Here is a 19,651-nt window from a genome sequence, read left to right as displayed (position 1 = left end):
TGGATAACAAAGTAATTGCGCTGCGCAATCAGGCGTTTTAACTCTGGTAACCGTTCACTGGTCGGTAGGGTATAGTGTATATCTGGTTGACAAGGGCCAGCGGTATTAAACCATTTAGTCATAAAAGTTTAGGTATAGGTTGATTTGATTATAACTTCTATGATTGTTGACGGTTGACTGTTGACACAAGATAACCGACTTGTCGGGGATCTTTCCCACTGAAGAAACTAATAAAAAATGAAGTCTGAAGGCTGAAAAAATCATACTTCCTACTTCACCTTTTTTTGATACCAAATTCTAACTTTATGCTAGCGAAACATACTACTTACTGAAGTATCTTCATGAATTCGCCAAATGGTTTCCCCTAACAGGTTAGCTACTGACAGGGTTACTAGTTGAGGAAAGCGATCGCATTCTGGTATAGGAATAGTATTAGTAACTATCACTTCTTCAAACAGACCACTAGATAAACGTTCCTTAGCTGGTGGGGAAAACACCGCATGAGTTGCACAAGCATAGACTTGACGCGCCCCCTGTTGACGCAGTAGTCGTGCGCCTTCGGTAATTGTACCGCCAGTATCAATCATGTCATCTACCAGAATGGCTGTTTTACCCTTCACATCACCAATGACATTCATCACTTCAGCGACATTATGGGCTTGACGACGTTTATCGATAATAGCCAGGGGTGCATCATCGAGCTTTTTAGCAAATGCTCTGGCTCTTGCTACACCGCCGACATCGGGAGACACAACCACAATATCTGACAGTTGTTTACTCGCCAAATAATCAAAAATGACTGGGGAACCGTAAACATGATCAAAAGGTATGTCAAAATAGCCTTGAATTTGCGCTGAGTGCAAATCCATAGCTAAAACCCGACTAGCGCCGGCTTTAGTAATCAGGTTAGCCACCAATTTGGCTGTAATTGACTCTCTACCTGCGGTTTTGCGGTCAGCGCGAGCATAGCCATAATAGGGAATTACTGCGGTTATCTGTCGTGCGGAAGCGCGACGACAAGCATCAACCATAATCAGCAATTCCATTAAGTTGTCGTTAACGGGTTTACAAGTTGGTTGGATTAAATAAACATCACAACCCCGGATAGATTCTTGAATTTGAACATATAGTTCCCCATCCGCGAACCTTTTACGAATCATTGGCCCCAAGTCCATCCCCAGGTAACGAGCGACTTCTTGAGACAGTGGTACATTAGCAGAGCCAGAAAATAGTCGCAGGCGATGATTTTCTGTCACCCCTGTGATATCTGGTTGTACCTTTAAACTGGCAGAACTGAGCACAGCAGATCCTCGATGTGCATTCATGGCAATATTATCATTAGATATTTAGTAGATTTAACTCTCATGCGGTAAAAAAACTTCTGTGAGTTTTTCTTAAGCTTTCATACAAACTTTAAACATTTCTCAATATATTTACTTGTGGCAGATATGGCAGTCTTGTTGATGGATAAACCATTGTCAGAACAGATGCAGCAACACTGGCTCATAATTTCTTGCGGGAAGGTAAAATATTTATGGCATACTCTTATGATACTAGCTGGAAAATTATAAACTGGGTGAGGAAATTTTGGATCGTAAATCACCCCAAAAATGTTTAGGTGTGACTAGGGTAGAGAATATATTACAATTGGCTTAATATGTGCATATTTAGAAAGTAATCGCCGAAGAGATTGTTAAACACATTGTTAAACACATTATTTATTACTGGTACTGATACCGACGCTGGCAAAACTGTTTTAACTACGGCTTTGGCGGCTTATTACCAAAAGTATTACCCCCAGCGTACTTGGGGAATCATGAAACCCATCCAGTCAGGTGTAGGCGATCGCGAATTATATCAAAGGTTATTTTCTTTACAACAGTCATCGGAGGAAATTACCCCTTTATATTTTAACGCTCCTCTAGCCCCCCCCATCGCTGCCGCCAAGGAAAATCGCTCTGTGGATTTAGCCTTAGTATGGCAAGCTTTCACTCAATTGCGATCGCAGCGTGATTTTGTTTTCGTAGAGGCTTTAGGGGGTTTAGGTTCACCGATTACCGATGAGTTGACCGTGGCTGATTTAGCCGGTGATTGGCGTTTACCTACAGTCTTAGTAGTACCAGTCCGACTAGGTGCGATCGCCCAAGCCGTGGCTAATGTAGCATTGGCTCGGCAATCCAAGGTACATCTCAAAGGTATTATTCTTAACTGTGTGCAACCCCGGAATGAGGAGGAAATTGCTGATTTAACCCCGTCAGATTTAATTCAATCTTTAACCAATACACCGGTTTTAGGTTGTTTACCTTACTTAGATAATTTAGCAGATTTAGATCAACTTGCCTATGTCGCCTCAACTCTCCAGTGGGAAAGATTGAGGTAATTAGGAATTTTGCCCTAAGAGGATGTTTGTCAAGTCATGATTAGTGTATCGAATATTATTTGAACCCACTCTAACCGGAGGGTTAGGGTGGGGTGTGTTGGGTGTATTGGGTGTGTTCCCCATTCCCCATTCCCCATTCCCTGTTCCGGTGTTCCCTGTTCCCCTGAGAGTTTCCAGTTTTATGCAAGTTGAACTTTTTAACCAAGAGTACACTGGGAAAATATCTTCATTTAACCTTACTCAAACGACCTGGACTTGATTAATTATGGTTTCTAGTTTTCCCGATTCTGCTGTTGATTTATCTGCTGTTCGTCTAGAAATTCGCGCCTTACAACCCCAACTAGTAGAATGGCGCAGACAACTACATCAAAAACCAGAGTTGGGCTTTCAAGAACGACTCACAGCAGAATTAGTTTCTCGCAAGTTGCAAGCATGGGGGATTGACCATGAGACAGGTATAGCGGAAACTGGTATTGTAGCCATAATTAAGGGTAATCAACCCGGCGCACAGAAAGTATTAGCCATTCGTGCTGATATGGACGCTTTACCCATTCAAGAACTAAATGATGTCAGCTATAAATCCCAACATGACGGCGTGATGCACGCTTGCGGACATGATGGACATACGGCGATCGCCCTGGGTACAGCTTACCACTTACACAAGCACCGTCACAACTTGAGTGGCACTGTCAAAATCATCTTTCAACCTGCGGAGGAAGGACCGGGGGGAGCCAAACCGATGATTAAACAGGGGGTACTCAAAAACCCCGATGTAGATGCCATCATTGGACTGCACCTATGGAATAATTTACCATTAGGTACAGTAGGAGTGCGCCCAGGGGCGTTAATGGCATCTGTAGAATGTTTTAATTGTACCATTTTAGGTCAAGGTGGACATGGTGCTATGCCCCATCAAACCATTGATTCTATTGTAGTTGCTGCCCAAGTTGTCAATGCCCTGCAAACCATTGTCGCCCGGAACGTCAACCCCATAGATTCCGCCGTCGTCACAGTGGGAGAACTTCACGCCGGGACAAAACTAAATGTAATTGCTGATACCGCCCGTATGAGTGGTACTATCAGGTATTTTAACCCAGATTTAGCCGGATTCTTTCACCAGCGAGTTGAGTCAATCATTGCCGGGGTTTGCCAAAGTCATGGGGCAAAATATGATTTAGAATACTGGAGTCTTTACCCCCCCGTGATTAATGATGCTCATATGGCGGAATTAGTCAGGTCAGTAGCAGCGGCGGTAGTAGAAACCCCTTTAGGTATTGTCCCCACCTGTCAAACCATGGGGGGTGAGGATATGTCATTCTTTTTACAAGAAGTTCCTGGCTGTTATTTCTTCCTGGGTGCTGCTAACCCCCAGAAAAATCTGGCTTATCCCCATCATCATCCCCGATTTGATTTTGATGAAACAGCCTTAGCTATGGGTGTAGAAATATTTGTGCGTTGTGTGGAGAAATTTTTAAGCAATGAGTAATGTTGCTCCTTGGCGCAGTGCGATCGCCCGTGGACTGCATCACAATCGCAGCCTTGTATACTCTCGTTACTTCCAACTAGCCACAGTTAAAGAAAACGGTCGCCCTGCAAATCGTACCGTGGTTTTTCGTGGTTTTTTGGAAGATAGTAACCAGGTAAAATTAATTACCGATGGACGCAGTGAGAAAATCAACCACATCCAACAACAACCCTGGGCAGAAATTTGTTGGTACTTCCCCAACACCAGGGAACAATTTCGCCTTTCTGGGTGCTTAAAGATAGTGGGAAGTGAGGATAATAATTCTCTCCTCCAACAAGCGCGGATGAAAACTTGGCAACAACTAAGCGATGGGGCGCGGTTACAATTTGCTTGGCCTCATCCGGGTAAACCCAGGATAGATCAACCAGAGGCCTTTAACCCACCTGCACCTCATCCCACCCAACCGGTAGGGAATTTTTACCTACTACTACTTGAACCTGTGCAGGTAGAGCATTTACAATTGCGTGGGGAACCACAAAACCGGCGAATTTACCGCCTAGATGGAGAGAAAAACTGGTTAGTTGAAGAACTTAACCCTTAAATTCCGGCACCATCGAGAAATTGCTGTATTTCTTTGTCTCTGAGGCTACACAAGGGCGCATCGGGGGGTAAATCATCGGGATTGGAGATCACAGAAACCGCCAAAACATGAGTTTTTGTCACAGACTGACCATCTTTGAGGTTTTGGATTTCTGTTTCTAATGATGAAATCCGATCTACCAAGGCGCGAATTACTTGGGCTTCCGAGTCTGGTAAGTTGTTATGTTCTAGGGGAGCAACTCGCACCCCGGAACGATAAACAATGCGACCCGGTACCCCCACCACTGTGCAATCACTAGGAACATCCCTGAGAACCACTGAACCCGCACCAATGCGGACATTATTACCAATTTGGATATTTCCTAATACTTTGGCTCCTGCGCCCACTACCACATTTTCCCCTAGGGTGGGGTGGCGTTTACCAGTTTGTTTACCAGTTCCGCCCAAAGTGACACCTTGATAAATCAGGGCATAATCCCCGATTATGGCTGTTTCCCCAATCACAACCCCCATACCGTGGTCAATAAACACACTTTGGCCAATTGTCGCCCCTGGGTGTATTTCCACTCCTGTGAAAAACCTACCTATATGGGAAATCAAGCGGGGTAAAAAGGGAACACCAATACTATGCAGCCAGTGCGCCAGCCGATGGAATATTAGGGCTTGCAAACCGGGGTAGCAAAATAAGACCTCTAGCCAGTTACGGGCGGCTGGGTCACGTTCAAAGATAATGCCAAAATCAGCGCGTAGTCTAGATAGCACGAGATAGTACCGATGCAAAAATGTTAACAATTGCTTGGGTTTTCTTCTGGCTTCATCCTGGAAATGTGGGGGGTAACCAGTCCACAAGCCAAACGACTAATCTAGCCGCTATTATGTATGGAAGTTTTTCCCACTCTGAGGCGTTACTAACGACTCTGTGTTTAGGTTGCTGCTCTCCCTGGGGAGGTGGAGGGTAGACCTCCGACAGCAACTGTTAAACAGCCATCATATAGGGTATTATAGCATATTTGAAAATCAATTAATCCAAAAATCGGAATAATACCCCGGTTTTGACCAATCCTTTCTCCTGACTGTAACTACTGAGAGTCAGCGATCGCAGCTTTTGCCAAAAAGACTTACCTACTATTTCCACTAACTGCAAACTGGGTACTTGACGCTCTAGGAGGGTGCGGCTTTTAGTCCAATCCAGATATACATACCCTTGATTGGGTTGGGGAATACCGACAATACTATCTTGGAAATGGCGATCGCCAATCATAGCAGCGTTCTTAGTTGTGATTAATGGGGCTAAAGTTTCTAAATTAGAAGCAAAGATTTCATAATTACCTTCATTGGTATGTACTCCCCGTACTTGAGCCTCAATATTAAATGATAGACCTTCTGGGGTATCGGTTTGTGTAGGAGTTAACTCAGCCCAAGCAAAGACAGTTTTTTGATTCCAGTTAAAAGAACTTACACTCAACCCTTGCTCGGAGGCGATGGTATCTAAACGAGCAATACCCCCTGGGACATCCTCTAATTTTTCCACCACAAACACCCAATTAACCCCCCCGACTCCAGGATGAGGTAAAACAGCTAAAGCATATTCTCCCTTTACCCAACTAAAAATATCCTCGGTCTTCACTCCCAGATTTTCTAATGGTTTTCCCACGCTGGAAATAGCATCAGTCCCGGAAGCAAAAACAGCCGTTGTTGCTTGTTTCCAGAGTTGACCTAAATCACTATTGGGCAAATTATTTAAATTAGTACCAGAAATCACCAACCCAACCCCATCTGGTATATATGCTAACGCCCCTACATTTTGACTCAGGGGAGCAGAAACCGGCATAATTTCCGAGTCAGTGAGAAAGTTACTTTCTGCGAAAAGTCCTTGGGGATGTAAAGACAAAGAAATAAGTTGGCTATCAAAGGTTGCTGCTGGTAATTCTAAACCTTGCCATGCAGCCACAGCGGGAAGATTGAGAAAAGCCGTAGCTAGGGTGGCTTTAGGTAGCTGTTGTAGCGCTCTTTGGTAGCGGGAGGAACTAGACAAATTCAAATCAGGAGCTTGGACGTTATTGATTGCGTCTCGTAGCACCTTCGCATCATTAGCAAATAATACAAAGTCATCCACCACCGCAGCAGACAAAGCATTTACCTGGGAACTAGAATCAGATAGCAGCTTTACCCCTGCATATTTCTCTACCTCCAAGTTAGCCCCAGCCAATACCCGCCGAGAAAATAATAACTCTAAAAACTCCCGGCTGGTTTCTGGTTTCTTGGTTGCTAGTGCCATCAGATACCCTGGTTGCTGTCCGTTTTCTGGGTCGCGGTCAATATCTATGGTAGTCACCGCCAGGGTAATTTCATTACCTAGCCACGGTTTAATATCTTGTTTGTAATCTATGTCAGTCTTAGCTAATAAACTGGTTTTGAGTTGGGATAATTGTCCTTGACGCTCCCACAGGCGCTCAGGATTATTTAGTAAGGACACCATCACCGGCGCTACTTTGGAGACGAATATAGCGGCCTGGGGTTCAGAGGTAGAAGTAACAAGGTTAACCGGTGTCTTGGCGAAAAACCAGTAAAATAACCCTATGGCTATAATTACTAGTGCGATCGCCCCAGCTACCAAAAAACCAAAAAATGAGCGTTGGCTATTGACATTAGACATATTGACAGGGCTTTTATTTGTTTAACTTGGTTTTACTACTCCCTAGGGAATAGATGCTGATGTCAGGAAAAAAATTTTCTGTCACCATAAAGGGTATAGGTTGTTTACAAAAATCTCATGACAGGGAATCCTTCTGGTCAACTCATTACTCCAATTAGTGTAGAGGAACTGGCGCTGCGTCTGTCTTCTGGTGATCCAAGTATTCAGTTAATAGATGTGCGCGAACCCCAAGAAATAGCAACTGCTAGGATTGACGGGTTTGTGAATCTCCCCTTAAGCGAATTTGGGGACTGGAGTGACCAAGTCGCCACCATGTTTAATCCCCACGCTGAAACCCTTGTGTTATGTCACCACGGTATTCGCTCCGGACAAATGTGCCAGTGGCTAGTTGCTCAAGGTTTTACAAATGTTAAGAATATTAGTGGTGGTATAGATGCCTACTCTATCTTAGTTGATTCTTCTATTCCCCAATATTAAAAGATTTCCAGATAGCATTGCCCAGGTGTAACTGATGATCACATCGCCGCAATGCTACTCTCAAGATCATACCGTCTGAGATGTCACTAATTAAGCATACATATGGCTTTTGGGTAAAAGTAATTTATACTACATATTATCCCAAACCGAGATGCAATAATACTTAAATAATCAAGTGCAAAATAAACTGAACTAATTAGATATTCTGCTACATTAATTAACTATTATTCAGATTTTTTGCTTTTAAAACCCTTTTTTTTCCACTTTTAAATCTGCCTTCAGCCAAACATACCCTATGCAAGTCCAGTTAACGAATCGACAACAGCATATACTTTGGGCAACAGTACGTCATTACATCGCCACTGCGGAGCCAGTAGGTTCAAAAGCCTTGCTTGATGAGTATGACCTCGGTGTGAGTTCAGCCACAATTCGCAATGTCATGGGTGTGTTAGAAAAATCAGGATTACTTTACCAACCACACACATCCGCTGGACGCATACCCTCAGATTCCGGCTATCGTATTTATGTTGACCAGTTAATTACACCTTCTTTTCGAGATGCTACGCGAGCGGATATTTTAGCAAAAGAGGTAGAACTGGCCCTACAAAATCGCCTCCATTGGGAAGATTGGAGTTTGGAAGCGGTATTACAAGGTGCTGCGCAAATTTTAGCCACAGTCAGCGGCTGTATTAGTTTAATTACCATGCCCCAAACCACTATGGCAATTGTGCGACATCTGCAATTAATGCAAATTGAAGCCAACAAGATCATGCTGATTATGGTAACAGATGCTTATGAAACCCATTCCAAACTGATCAATTTATGCCCCCCAGGGGAAGAAGCCAAAGTTGACCCAGAGAAAATAGACCATGAATTACAGATAGTCTCTAATTTTTTGAATACCCACTTGCGGGGGCGCAGTCTGTTAGAATTAACTACCCTCGACTGGAGTGAATTAGATCAAGAGTTCCAACGCTATGGCCAATTCTTGAAAGATTCGGTCACAGAGTTCACTCGTAGCCATATGACACCAACTACAACCCAAATTCTGGTTAGGGGTGTGGCGGAAGTTTTGCGTCAGCCGGAATTTTCTCAATTACAGCAAGTACAAACCATTATCCACTTGCTTGAAGAAGAACAAGAGCAATTGTGGCCGTTAATCTTTGCTGAACCGGAAACCCAAGAGATGGGTAAGTCTAAGGTAACAGTCCGCATCGGTACAGAAAACCCCCTGGAGCCGATCCGCACCTGTACTTTAATTTCTTCTACCTATCGCCGGGGTATGCTACCTGTAGGGAGTGTGGGAGTATTAGGACCTACACGCCTGGACTATGAAAGTGCGATCGCAGTTGTCGCTGCTGCTGCTGATTACCTTTCAGAGGCTTTTAGTTAATTTTGTGGTTGATGATGCTCAGAAAAATTGGTTTTGGTTTACTATGGCTGGGATTTCTCAGCTATGCTTTTATTTTTGCTCCCCCTGATCACCCTGATACTTGGGAGTTAATTCAAAAACTTTCCCTGGGACAATGGCAAGATATTAACCCCCTAGTCATAGCATTATTTAACCTCATGGGCATCTTGCCTGTAATTTATAGTGCAGTACTTTTAAGTGATGGTACGGGTCAAAAAATCCCAGCTTGGCCTTTTGCAGCCGCATCTTTTGCTGTTGGGGCTTTTGCTGTGTTACCCTATTTAGCTTTACGCTCACCCAATCCGGAGTTCTCTGGGAAAAAGACTCTCTTGCTCAAGTTCCTAGATTCCCCTGTGACTGGTGTGATTTTAACTATCGTCGTGGTGATTCTCTTCGCCTATGGTTTCCAAGGAGAAGGGGAAAATTTTATACACCAGTGGCAAAGTAGCCGTTTCATTCATGTGATGAGTTTAGATTTCTGCTTACTTTGTCTGTTATTTCCCACATTACTGGGGGATGATATGGCGCGTCGGGGTGTGAAAAATCGGGGATTTTTCTGGTTAATAGCTTTAATTCCCTTATTCGGACCCTTAATTTATTTATCTGTGCGTCCCTCGTTACCGGAATTAAATACCTGATAAATTTGAGGTAGTTGCCACCAAGGAAGATGGGGGTATTCGTGATGTTCGTAATGGTAACCAAAATGGTAGCAAGTGATAAATGACCACCAAATAGGACGGCTAATAGTTTGGGAACGATGGGGGTTTTGATAACCTCCTAGGGGTTCACTATGGGGTAGAAAGGTGCCAAAATAGAATAATTGTAGGGAACTTAAGATTGAGGGAATTACCCAAAAATAATTGAGGTTATCCTCTGGCAGATGTCCGATATATTTTCCTAAGTTATAAATAATCATTAATGTGATGATTTGTCCCCAACTCCAGTAACCTTTCATAAAGTATAAATACCAAGCTAAGAAGTTCTTATATTTACCATTATGAAAATCTGGATCCTTAGCTGTGGCTGGATTATGGTGGTGTAACCAGTGCTTTTTTAACAGCTTGGGATAGGATAACAGCCCATACAGAAATAGGCACAATGAACCAATAAAATGGTTTATTTTCAGATTTTTGGGAAAAATTACCCCATGCATGGCATCATGGGCTGTAATAAATAATCCCGTATATAAAAATGTTTGCCAAAGTATCATTGGCAATAAGAGCCAGATTTTCCACTGGGATATATCAATATAAAGTAACACACCCAAACTGATAGCCCATATAGTCATAATCGCGATCGCAACCAAAATACCCCTAAACAGGAATTTACTGCTCACTGCTGCCGTGGTACTGATTTTTTTATCAGGTAATGGTAGTGGTTCTAACTGGAACACGCTTTTACTCCGCGTATAATTCATGTAGTCATGACAACAAGCAGTAACTGCTCGTATTTGGCAAGTCAACAGTATTAATATTTATGACATTTAGTAAATATGTTTAAATATTAAGATACCTTAAATAGTATTACACATAATTTGACAATAAATTATGTGTAAAAGGTCAGGACACACATATTAGTGATTTCCTGCGTTACCCTGAAATCACGGCGGTTAATCCTCACCTATTATCTTGACTCACACTCCCGGTTAGTGATATAATGGCGATATCTAAACATGGCTTCAAGTTGAGCTTGTACTAGCCAACCACTCATCATCTCTACTGTACTACCACCAGGCAGACAGAAAGAAATAGCATCAGTAAGCTTAGTTTTACCATTTTCCGCCACAAACTCATGGCGATGTACCCAAGACTCAAAAGGGCCAGATATCTGTTCATCAATAAACAGGCGGTTTTTCTCACATTCAGTGTGACGAGCTAACCAAGTTAAAGGTAATGGTCCCAAAAACAGACGAAATTCAGTAATAGCACCTACTTCTAACCCCCCTTCCCGACGGACTACTTTTACAGGTTGCCAAGGTGGGGTGAGTAATTGCAATATATCTGGTCTTTCGTGGAATTTCCACACTACTTCGGGGGGTGCATTAATGATGGAGGAATGTTGAAAGTGCAGCATGGCCAAAACAACCTAAAATCTAACCTTCGCAGTCAGTATCAATGTCAATATCTAGGGTATCCTCATCAACCCGCACATACAAAATATTCGGGTGACAGCACACCTGACAGTCTTCTACATAAGACTGTTGTGACCCAGCACTCAAATCGATAAAAGTTAAGTTTGGTTCGCCGCAATAAGCGCAGTAGTATTCAGCAGTGTTTTGCATTTATTTGAATTGACTTGTAGCTTCTGCTAAGTGCTTTAGTAGTGTAGAATGTGGGAGTGGTCCTTGCAAGTGATTCCAGGGTAAAATTTGCTCTGTTGACCAGTTGCTGTAAACGTAAAATTCTAAGTCGGGTATTTGCCCTTTGAGTTGCTTAAATGCACGTTTGTAGCTACCCAAAGAATCCCCAAACTCACGGGTTAATTCTAGAAGTTGGGACAACCGGCGATCGCCTCTGGACAACAAAGCTTGTATAATTGACCAATTATAACTTTCTGGGCGAAAGTCTATCCCCTGGGGTTTGAGTTTTTTCTGTAGCATCTGTAACCGCTTCTCTGCTTGCTGATTGACCCCAAACCATTGAAAAGGTGTATGTGCCTTGGGTACAAAGGTACTGCATCCCAATGTTAACCGCAGACCAGGGGCAGCTTTTTTAACATTAGCTATCATAGACACAGTGGCCTCTAAATCTTCCGGTTCTTCGCCGGGGATACCCACCATACCATAAAGTTTCAAAGCTTTTAATCCTCCAGCCTTGGCATTGATGGCAGCTTGGATGATTTGATCATTATGCAGCTTTTTGTTGATGATTTGGCGCAGCCGATCTGAACCCGTTTCTACAGCAATAGTCAGCGATCGCGTGTCCCTTTTAGCTAAAGTTTCCGCCAGCTGTACCGTCACCGTATTAGTGCGCACCGAGGCGATACTCAACCGCACATGATCATATTTCGGCTGACTAATATAGTTTAGCAGCTCCTCAAACTCCGGATGTTGAGTTACCGAAGCCCCCAACAACCCCAAGCGGTTAGTCACTGCTAACCCCTGTTCAATAGCGGGAATTAAAGAAGCTTCTAAGCTAGCTGTTCTAAAAGGTAAAGTCAAATAACTCGCAAGACAAAAGCGACACATTTCCGGACAGCTGCGCACCACCTCCACCATGTAAATATTTTCCCATGCCGCCTTTTGTGTGACCACAGTAGACCGAGATAGAACATTACCGCGGTAAGTTTGCTTTTGCACCACCGGGGGAACTTCCGGTAAAATCGGTGTAATCGACTTCACCACCCCATCTTTACCGTGATATTCCACCTCATACAAACTAGGAACATAAATTCCTGGGACTTGGGCCAGTGCTTGGAGTTGAGTTGCTCTAGAAGCGTTTCTCACCTGTTTATAAGTCTCAATGAAATTAGTCAGCAGATGTTCCCCATCACCGAGTAAAATCACATCAAAGAAGTCCGCAAAGGGTTCCGGGTTAGCAGTCAGTACCGGACCGCCACCAAAAACCAGGGGATGGGAATCATTACGGGAGTGAGCGCGAATGGGAACATCTAAAGATTCCAGTAAATTTAAAATATTCACATAATCCAGTTCCCAGGAAATAGAAAAACCCAAAATTTCCGGGTTTCTAGGGAGTGCTTCCTGGATATCAGTAAATAAGCGACTGACTTGTACATCCTCACGGGTAGCCAAAGTTGCCCAAACCACCTGATAACCCAGACTAGTAATACCCACTGTATACTCATTGGGAAAAGCAAAAATCAGCGGGATTGCATCGCTGTTAGGGTTTTTGGGGGTGAATAACAGGCGTTCTGAGGCAAATACAGTCATATTAATACGTAATTGGGGAGTAGGAGCTTAATTTTAAAGGTTTATCTATACTTAATTTTAAGGGATAGAATGATGAAGTTGAAACAGAAACTGATACTATTAGCCAGGATAATCGGTAAAGATTTCAGATATATTCCATAAACCAACCATAAAAAAAGACCACTCATAAACGTAACCAACATCAGGTAAGAGACATCTTTAGCTGACTTACTTTTCCAGGTTTTCACCATTTGGGGTAAAAAAGCGCTAGTTGTTAAAACAGCCGCACATAGTCCTAACAGTGTGATAGAATCCATACTTAATAGTTAATTTTTTGTCATTATATAACCATCAGGCGATAAAAATATACTTATATGTCACAACAAATAATAGATCAAAAAGCCTATTTAATCTTTGATACCTTAGAATATCTCAATTTGCAATTCCGTTTAGAAGCATCTTGGAAAATTACTAAAAATGGACTACATAAAAATCGCTTTATATTGGCAATACAAGCAGCAGACAACTTGAGGGATAAGTTTTTATATTTCTGCAAACAAATGGATATACCAGATAAATATTTAGAAATATTTCAGCAGAATTTATCTCAGGCAAGTGTAGTATACTTTGGTTTTGAAGGTAATGAAGTCAGTTGTATTTATAAAGTATATTTAGAATTTTGGGATCAAATGGTTAAGGATCTCAAAAGTAAATCTCATAAAACCGAAACCCATCTTCTGGGTTTAGGGTTTAAATGGAACGCCCTAGACAATACCAAGGGAGTTATATCTACATATACCTGCTATCCTTTCCTTTCCGTAGCAGAGATTTTAAACAGGATATCATCTATTTATCAGGGTTATAATCACTCTCATCCGGGTAAAATAGTCCAGGAGCTAATCAATTTTGCTGCTGACAGGGTTAATGATAATCCCTTTATTTATCTAGAGGTAAGTGAAGAAAATAATCCCCGTAAATCCTTTGATTTAAATTTTTATAAAGCTAACATCCCCTTACAAGATATTTATAATTATTTGGGTAAGATGCGCCAGCATTATGGAATTAATGCTCACAGTTTTAATTACTTGTATCAACAAACATCCTCTAAGAAACTAGGACATTTATCTGGTGGTATTGATAGACGAGGAGAAGACTTTTTAACAATTTACTATGAAGTATAGGAATTATTTAATATACCCGACTTCTTGAAGAAGTCGGTTATCTAAAACTGCTATTTATGACAACAATTTACATTGTCCATGATGGCGTAACAAATGGTCACACAGGACTAAAGCCACCATCGCCTCTACCATGGGTACTGCTCGGGGTAATACACAGGGGTCATGTCTTCCCTTTGCAGCTAAAACAGTTTCTTCCCCTGCTTGGGTAACTGTTTTTTGCTCCTTTCTAATGGTGGCCGTGGGTTTAAATGCAACTCGCAAGATAATATTTTCACCGTTGGAAATTCCCCCTTGAATACCCCCTGAACGGTTGGTGACGGTGCGAATTTCTCCACTGTCATCTATATAAAATTCGTCGTTGTGTTCAATCCCGGTTAACAAAGTCCCCCCAAAACCTGAGCCAATTTCAAAGCCTTTGCTAGCGGGGAGAGACATCACACCTTTAGCGATATCCGCTTCTAATTTATCAAAGACTGGTTCCCCTAAGCCTTTGGGAACGTTGCGAGCTACACATTCTACTACACCGCCAATTGAATTACCATCTCTACCAATTTGCTCAATTAATGAAATCATCCGTTCTGCTGACTCGCTATCGGGACAGCGGACTATGTTACTTTCTACTTGTTCTAAGGTGACGGTGTTGGGGTCAATCACCGCTTCTAAGTCTTTGATCCGCTTGACGTAGCCGATGATTTCAATATTAGCAACTTGACGGAGGATTTTTTTGGCGATCGCACCTGCGGCCACTCTCCCTATTGTCTCACGGGCGGAGGATCTCCCCCCTCCTTGCCAATTGCGAATACCATACTTAGCATCATAAGTTGCATCAGCATGGGAGGGGCGATACTTTTGCGCCATCTCGTCGTAGTCTTGGGGTCGGGTGTCTTTGTTGCGCACCATCATGGCGATGGGTGTTCCCAAGGTTTTACCCTCAAATACTCCAGATAAAATTTCGCAGGTATCGGCTTCTTTGCGGGGTGTGGTAATTTTACTTTGTCCGGGTTTTCTCCTGTCTAATTCTAGTTGAATTTCTGCGGGAGAAATTTCTAATTGAGGGGGACAACCGTCAATTATCACTCCCACACCACCGCCGTGGGACTCGCCAAATGTAGTAATACGAAATAAATTTCCGAAGGTATTGCCCATGATATTGAGGAAAAACGTTGAGGCTTTTGTATTGTACCGAAAGTTATTAGTTATAGGGAACAGGGAACAGGGAACAGGGAACAGGGGGAATAGGGAATAGAGGGAATAGGGAATAGAGGGAATAGGGGGAATAGGGAGAAAGGCTATATTTAATAAATTGTCTACCCCAGCGCACAGATCAACATAGATGAGTTATCTGTGGGTTTTTACTCTAAGTTTTTATGGGTAAAGGGTTTAGCATTGGCTCCGGTGTAAGTGGCTACTATATGACCGTTACCGGTCATCTGATATTTATAGGTAACTAACCCTTCTAAACCAACGGGTCCACGGGGGGGCATTTGTTGCGTACTTATACCTACTTCTGCGCCGAAGCCGTAGCGAAAACCATCAGCAAAGCGAGTAGAACAGTTGTGAAATACTCCCGCTGCGTTTACTAGTCCAAAAAAGGTTTCTACCGCTGCTGGGTCTTCTGTGATAATGGCCTCAGTATGGCGGGAACCATACTCGTTAATATGGGCGATCGCCTGTTCTATGGAGTCTACAATTTTAATTGCTAAAATCAAATCGCTGTATTCTGTTTCCCAGTCTGTGGCGATCGCCCTGCCAATATGGGGTATAATCTCTAAAGTGCGGTCATCGCCCCTTAATTCTACCTCTGCATCTGCCAAAGCTGCGGCAATTTTGGGGAGAAATTCCCCAGCAACAGATTGATGGATTAATAGAGTTTCAATGGCGTTACAAGCGGCAGCATATTGAATTTTAGCATCAACACTGACTGTAATAGCTTTACTCAGATCCGCAGCCTTGTCTATATATAAATGACAAATTCCGTCGGCGTGTCCTAATACGGGGATGCGTGTGTTATTCTGGACGAATTGCACAAAGGAATTGGAACCCCTGGGAATAATTAAATCTACATATTTATCTAAGTTTAAAAGTTCTCGGGTTTCTTCTCTAGTTGTTAATAACTGCACCGCATCGGAGTTAACCGCAGTGTGAGATAATCCCTGTTTAATGGCTTTAACTATAGCTTCACAAGAAGCGATCGCCTCTTTTCCACCTTTGAGAATCACACCGTTACCTGATTTGATTGCTAAGGAGACAATTTGAATTGCTGCTTCTGGACGCGCTTCAAAAATAATCCCTAATACCCCCAGGGGACAAGTGACCCGCTTGAGAACTAAACCACTATCTAGTTCTCGGTGAATTTGCACAGTTCCCACCGGATCTGGTAGTTTAGCCACATCTCGCACCCCGGCGATCGCATCTCTTAGTTTATGTTCATCTAACTGTAAGCGTTTATATAGTGGTTTGGCGATACCGGCGGCTGTAGCTGCTTGACAATCGGCTATATTTGCTTGTACAATGTCATCTTTAGCTAATTCTAGAGCCTGGGCTATGGCTTCTAAGGCTTGATTTTTGGCTTCTGTATCCAGAATTGCCAATTTACTCGCTGCTTGGCGGGTTTTTTGGGCAATGGTAATTAGGGGTAAAGTATCTTGCAGAGTGGTCATGTGTGAAAATTTGGCTTTTTTCCCATCTTAACAATACACAGAACCCGCGGTTTTTACATTTTCCCTCTCCTTGCAAGGGGAGGGTTAGGGTGGAGTAAAAGCTTATTTGATACCTGATGGAATGATTTGGCTCCAGCAACAGGAAAGTAATTGAGTTTGACTGCAAAAATATGGCAACGATAACCATTAATATTTCAGAGGAGCAACTGCAAAAGTTGCAGGAATTAGCGCAACAGTTGAATATTTCTACTGAGCAGTTGTTATCTGCGAGTTTAGAAGATTTGTTAAATCGTCGTCAAGGTGAGTTTACCCAAGCTGCTAATTATGTTATGCAGAAAAATGCTCAACTTTACCAGCGATTGGGATGATTCGCTACTTGCTACTGATTGAAGTTATTGAACTTCATCGTCAAATTATTGAGCAGTCAGGGGGAGCTTTGGGTATCCGAGACTTAGGTGCTGTAGAATCTGCACTTGCTCAACCACGTATGACTTTTGGCGGTGAGGAACTTTATCCCACACTTGTCGATAAGGCTGCAGCTATGGGTTTTTCTTTGATCATGAATCATCCATTTATTGATGGTAATAAGCGGATTGGTCATGGTGCAATGGAAGTTTTTCTGGTCATGAATGGTCTAGAAATTAATGCTTCTATCGATGAACAGGAGGAAATTATACTTTCTCTTGCATCTGGTAAGTTTGACCGTGAAGCATTTACACAATGGTTAAAATCGCATGTTAAACTTATTTAAGGTATTGGTTTATAGTTCTCCTCTAAAAGCTTTTTGTAGTAGAGAGTTGAATAGGTTGTTACTTTCTTCTTGATGATTTGTTTGAATATTTTGTAAATGTTCAAATTTGTTTACTATATTATTCCAATCCGTTTGAAGTTCTAAGGGAGGTAATGGAATTTTTAACTGTTTAGCTTTGCTTATGTTAAAATGTTTTTGGATTGCACCAGTTAAACCTGTACCACCATTTTGATCACCCAGCAAAAAATTAAGTATTTCTGCAAGATATGCTGGTACAAGTAATTTACTACAAGTCATAACTATTAAATCAGAGCAATTTGCCTGTGTAATCCATTTCGGTATTACTGCGGCTACACCTGCGTTTCCTGTTCGTACAGCTACGACATCTCCAGGAAGCAAAGATGATTTATTTAATTTTCTATGAAAGTCATTACTGACATATTTCAGATCATTAAGTACTATCCGGTTACGTTTAATGTTTAAAGACCTTAGCCAAGGTACACCTTCTTCTATGTATTCTGAGGACATTGTTCCCACAAAGCCTACAGTTACTCGATTGCATACCTTACTTAAAGGATGAATTTCCCACCCTTTAGGATTAGTAACAGGGTCGCCGAACATATCTAAGAAAGTCGATCGCAATAATTCCTCTGTCAGTGCGATCGCCTGTTTTCGTTTCCGGCGAATATCGTCAGCTTTATCTAATATTGCAGCGATGCGTCGCTGTTCTTCTAGGGGTGGGACAACTATGGGAATACGGCTTGCTGCGCTTTTTGTTAGTTTTCCGCGAGTAGTACCTGTTACAAATTGGGTAACATCGTAACGTTCCAAATGTCTGTAAAGATATCGAATATCAATGCAATCTTTTGGTCTAAGGACATGAGCATGATTGTTTACCCAACACTTACCAGTTATTTGATAAGCAATAGTTTTGTTTGGATCTCCAAAGTGTCCACCATCTTCAGCTAGTAAAACCAGTGGTTCATCAAAGATAAATTCTGCTACCGAGTCTTGTTGTCCGTTAGCTCCATAATAAGGATAAGGACCTTTCACTCTGTCTCTTTCCGTAATGGCTTTACGTTGATTATCAAGAAATTCCACAACTTCCGAAAGGAGAAAAGTGTCCCAATTAGTTGATAATTGTGATTGGTAAATCAGCATCCCCAAAACACCCCCAACACAGCAAAATTCACCCGCTTCAAATCACCCAGCATCCGAGACAGCAATAATAATTGTATCTCATTTTTTCAGTAGATACCTTCACCTTTTAGTAATGCGCTGTATCAATTATCCTGTTGTAACCGCCCTTGTAACTCCCGCACCCGCTCTAAACTTAAACCTGTAATTTCTCTAGTTTCTTCTGCACCCATACCCCTGCGGAGTAAATTAATGGCGATGGTTTCCTGTGCTTCCTGAACACCTTGCTGAACACCTTGCTGAATACCTTCCTGAATACCTTCTTGGCGAGCTTTGCGTTCCCAACTGGTGACAATTTCCATATATTTTTCCTCCTGTAATAATCCCATATTATTCGCCGTCACCTGAAATAATTCCTCTTCAGTCCCATTCAAATTCAGATAGACATCTACAAACCCTGAAATTAACTGCATCCGCGCTGGGTCTAGCTTCAAAGTAATTAACAATCGTAAACATTCCGCCTTTACCTGGGGACGTTCCGAGGGGGGTATCTTCATTTTAGCCATTAAAGCCGCTGCTACGGGGTTAGACTGGGTTAAATAATCTCGCCAACGCAGTTGATTTAATTGGATGGCTTGAAAATTAAAATCAAGTACCTGTAAGTCAGAAAAAGCTAGTTGATAATTTTCTGGTTCCCGACGTTGGGGTTCATCAAAGGAAAAAATCACCACCGGATAAATGGGTAAATCATATTTTTCATGTAAGCGGGCGAAATATTTAAACATCCGCTTGGCAAAATCTGACTGACTGTAAGATTGATTTTCAACGTGAATTAAAAAATAAGTTTCTTGCTGCTGGTATCGCACCTGCGCCAATAAGTCAATTTCTTTTTTATCACCCGAAGTGACATCATTAAATACTTCCTGGGGTAAAAACTGAATAGATTCTCGGTCAATTTCTCTGACTACTTGGGGGAGAAATAACTCTAAAAATTCCACAAAGAAGGTAGAAATTAATTCTTTAAATAACCGGTCATGGTCAATCATCCCAGGAGTTCCTCTAAAA

The 19,651-nt window shown here is 42.2% G+C and carries 21 protein-coding genes; 9 read left to right on the top strand and 12 right to left on the bottom strand.

The genetic code is table 11. The features are described from left to right. Positions 1-308: 308 nt before the first annotated feature. The gene (locus NWP22_RS11370; RefSeq protein WP_271734199.1) at positions 309-1,325 is read right to left on the bottom strand and encodes a ribose-phosphate pyrophosphokinase; all 1,017 of its coding nucleotides are present in this window, start codon (positions 1,323-1,325) and stop codon (positions 309-311) included. A 365-nt stretch (positions 1,326-1,690) separates the two neighbouring features. Here NWP22_RS11370 and bioD point away from each other — a divergent pair, with 365 nt between their 5' ends. The 3 genes from bioD (at position 1,691) to NWP22_RS11355 (ending at position 4,446) form a co-directional block, all read left to right on the top strand. After that, positions 1,691-2,380, top strand: a complete 690-nt coding sequence (gene bioD / locus NWP22_RS11365) for a dethiobiotin synthase (RefSeq protein WP_280801895.1) — start codon at positions 1,691-1,693, stop codon at positions 2,378-2,380. A 265-nt stretch (positions 2,381-2,645) separates the two neighbouring features. Beyond that, complete coding sequence (locus NWP22_RS11360) at positions 2,646-3,866, top strand: M20 metallopeptidase family protein (RefSeq protein ID WP_271734200.1); 1,221 nt, start codon at positions 2,646-2,648, stop codon at positions 3,864-3,866. Then, a complete protein-coding gene (locus NWP22_RS11355) occupies positions 3,859-4,446 on the top strand; it encodes an Npun_F5749 family FMN-dependent PPOX-type flavoprotein (protein WP_280801894.1) in 588 nt (195 codons plus the stop codon). Before NWP22_RS11360 ends, NWP22_RS11355 begins: the two co-directional genes overlap by 8 nt. On the opposite strand, the gene cysE is transcribed toward NWP22_RS11355, so the two are convergent. Then, positions 4,443-5,207: a serine O-acetyltransferase gene (gene cysE / locus NWP22_RS11350; protein ID WP_280792882.1), complete on the bottom strand. Its 765-nt coding sequence runs from the start codon at positions 5,205-5,207 to the stop codon at positions 4,443-4,445. The genes NWP22_RS11355 and cysE overlap by 4 nt on opposite strands. A gap of 259 nt (positions 5,208-5,466) precedes the next feature. Further along, a complete protein-coding gene (locus NWP22_RS11345; protein WP_280801893.1) occupies positions 5,467-7,101 on the bottom strand; it encodes a DUF3352 domain-containing protein in 1,635 nt (544 codons plus the stop codon). A 117-nt stretch (positions 7,102-7,218) separates the two neighbouring features. On the opposite strand from NWP22_RS11345, the gene NWP22_RS11340 reads away from it, so the two are divergent. The 3 genes from NWP22_RS11340 (at position 7,219) to NWP22_RS11330 (ending at position 9,627) form a co-directional block, all read left to right on the top strand. Next, positions 7,219-7,578 (top strand): rhodanese-like domain-containing protein, encoded by a 360-nt coding sequence (locus NWP22_RS11340; protein WP_271734204.1) that lies wholly within the window; start codon positions 7,219-7,221, stop codon positions 7,576-7,578. A 295-nt stretch (positions 7,579-7,873) separates the two neighbouring features. After that, on the top strand, positions 7,874-8,971 hold the full coding sequence (gene hrcA, locus NWP22_RS11335; protein WP_271734205.1) for a heat-inducible transcriptional repressor HrcA: 1,098 nt from the start codon (positions 7,874-7,876) through the stop codon (positions 8,969-8,971). 14 nt (positions 8,972-8,985) lie between these two features. Then, the gene (locus NWP22_RS11330) at positions 8,986-9,627 is read left to right on the top strand and encodes a DUF2834 domain-containing protein (protein ID WP_280801897.1); all 642 of its coding nucleotides are present in this window, start codon (positions 8,986-8,988) and stop codon (positions 9,625-9,627) included. On the opposite strand, the gene crtW is transcribed toward NWP22_RS11330, so the two are convergent. The 5 genes from crtW to NWP22_RS11305 all read right to left on the bottom strand — a co-directional run bounded on the left by crtW (position 9,585) and on the right by NWP22_RS11305 (position 13,174). Then, on the bottom strand, positions 9,585-10,382 hold the full coding sequence (gene crtW, locus NWP22_RS11325; protein WP_280801892.1) for a beta-carotene ketolase CrtW: 798 nt from the start codon (positions 10,380-10,382) through the stop codon (positions 9,585-9,587). The genes NWP22_RS11330 and crtW overlap by 43 nt on opposite strands. Positions 10,383-10,612: 230 nt before the next feature. Further along, positions 10,613-11,062, bottom strand: coding sequence for an SRPBCC family protein (locus tag NWP22_RS11320; RefSeq protein ID WP_271734207.1), 450 nt, complete (start codon positions 11,060-11,062; stop codon positions 10,613-10,615). Positions 11,063-11,081: 19 nt separating this feature from the next. Then, entirely contained in the window at positions 11,082-11,270 is a 189-nt protein-coding gene (locus NWP22_RS11315) for a CPXCG motif-containing cysteine-rich protein (protein WP_271734208.1), read from the bottom strand. Then, positions 11,271-12,878, bottom strand: coding sequence for a B12-binding domain-containing radical SAM protein (locus NWP22_RS11310; protein ID WP_417006612.1), 1,608 nt, complete (start codon positions 12,876-12,878; stop codon positions 11,271-11,273). Positions 12,879-12,919: 41 nt separating this feature from the next. Then, a complete protein-coding gene (locus NWP22_RS11305) occupies positions 12,920-13,174 on the bottom strand; it encodes a SemiSWEET family sugar transporter (RefSeq protein WP_271734209.1) in 255 nt (84 codons plus the stop codon). A 57-nt stretch (positions 13,175-13,231) separates the two neighbouring features. Here NWP22_RS11305 and NWP22_RS11300 point away from each other — a divergent pair, with 57 nt between their 5' ends. Continuing rightward, positions 13,232-14,038: a hypothetical protein gene (locus NWP22_RS11300; protein WP_271734210.1), complete on the top strand. Its 807-nt coding sequence runs from the start codon at positions 13,232-13,234 to the stop codon at positions 14,036-14,038. Positions 14,039-14,092: 54 nt separating this feature from the next. Here NWP22_RS11300 and aroC read toward each other — a convergent pair whose 3' ends face one another. Together aroC and NWP22_RS11290 are read right to left on the bottom strand one after the other, a co-directional pair. Next, positions 14,093-15,184 carry a chorismate synthase gene (aroC, locus tag NWP22_RS11295; RefSeq protein ID WP_271734211.1) on the bottom strand — a complete coding sequence of 364 codons (1,092 nt, stop codon included), beginning with the start codon at positions 15,182-15,184 and terminating at the stop codon, positions 14,093-14,095. Positions 15,185-15,390: 206 nt separating this feature from the next. Beyond that, positions 15,391-16,698 carry a glutamate-5-semialdehyde dehydrogenase gene (locus tag NWP22_RS11290; RefSeq protein ID WP_280801891.1) on the bottom strand — a complete coding sequence of 436 codons (1,308 nt, stop codon included), beginning with the start codon at positions 16,696-16,698 and terminating at the stop codon, positions 15,391-15,393. Positions 16,699-16,868: 170 nt separating this feature from the next. Here NWP22_RS11290 and NWP22_RS11285 point away from each other — a divergent pair, with 170 nt between their 5' ends. Continuing rightward, positions 16,869-17,066 carry a DNA-binding protein gene (locus NWP22_RS11285; RefSeq protein WP_280801890.1) on the top strand — a complete coding sequence of 66 codons (198 nt, stop codon included), beginning with the start codon at positions 16,869-16,871 and terminating at the stop codon, positions 17,064-17,066. After that, positions 17,063-17,449 (top strand): type II toxin-antitoxin system death-on-curing family toxin, encoded by a 387-nt coding sequence (locus NWP22_RS11280; protein ID WP_271734214.1) that lies wholly within the window; start codon positions 17,063-17,065, stop codon positions 17,447-17,449. The genes NWP22_RS11285 and NWP22_RS11280 overlap by 4 nt, the downstream gene beginning before the upstream one ends. A 9-nt stretch (positions 17,450-17,458) precedes the next feature. Here NWP22_RS11280 and NWP22_RS11275 read toward each other — a convergent pair whose 3' ends face one another. After that, positions 17,459-18,610, bottom strand: a complete 1,152-nt coding sequence (locus NWP22_RS11275) for a restriction endonuclease subunit S (protein WP_271734215.1) — start codon at positions 18,608-18,610, stop codon at positions 17,459-17,461. A 122-nt stretch (positions 18,611-18,732) separates the two neighbouring features. Further along, the coding region (locus NWP22_RS11270; protein WP_342393876.1) for an Rpn family recombination-promoting nuclease/putative transposase at positions 18,733-19,651 on the bottom strand (919 nt) is incomplete at its 5' end.

Source organism: Anabaenopsis tanganyikae CS-531, from assembly GCF_029891675.1.
Lineage (GTDB): Bacteria > Cyanobacteriota > Cyanobacteriia > Cyanobacteriales > Nostocaceae > Anabaenopsis > Anabaenopsis arnoldii.
This window is presented reverse-complemented; position numbering and strand designations above follow the sequence as displayed.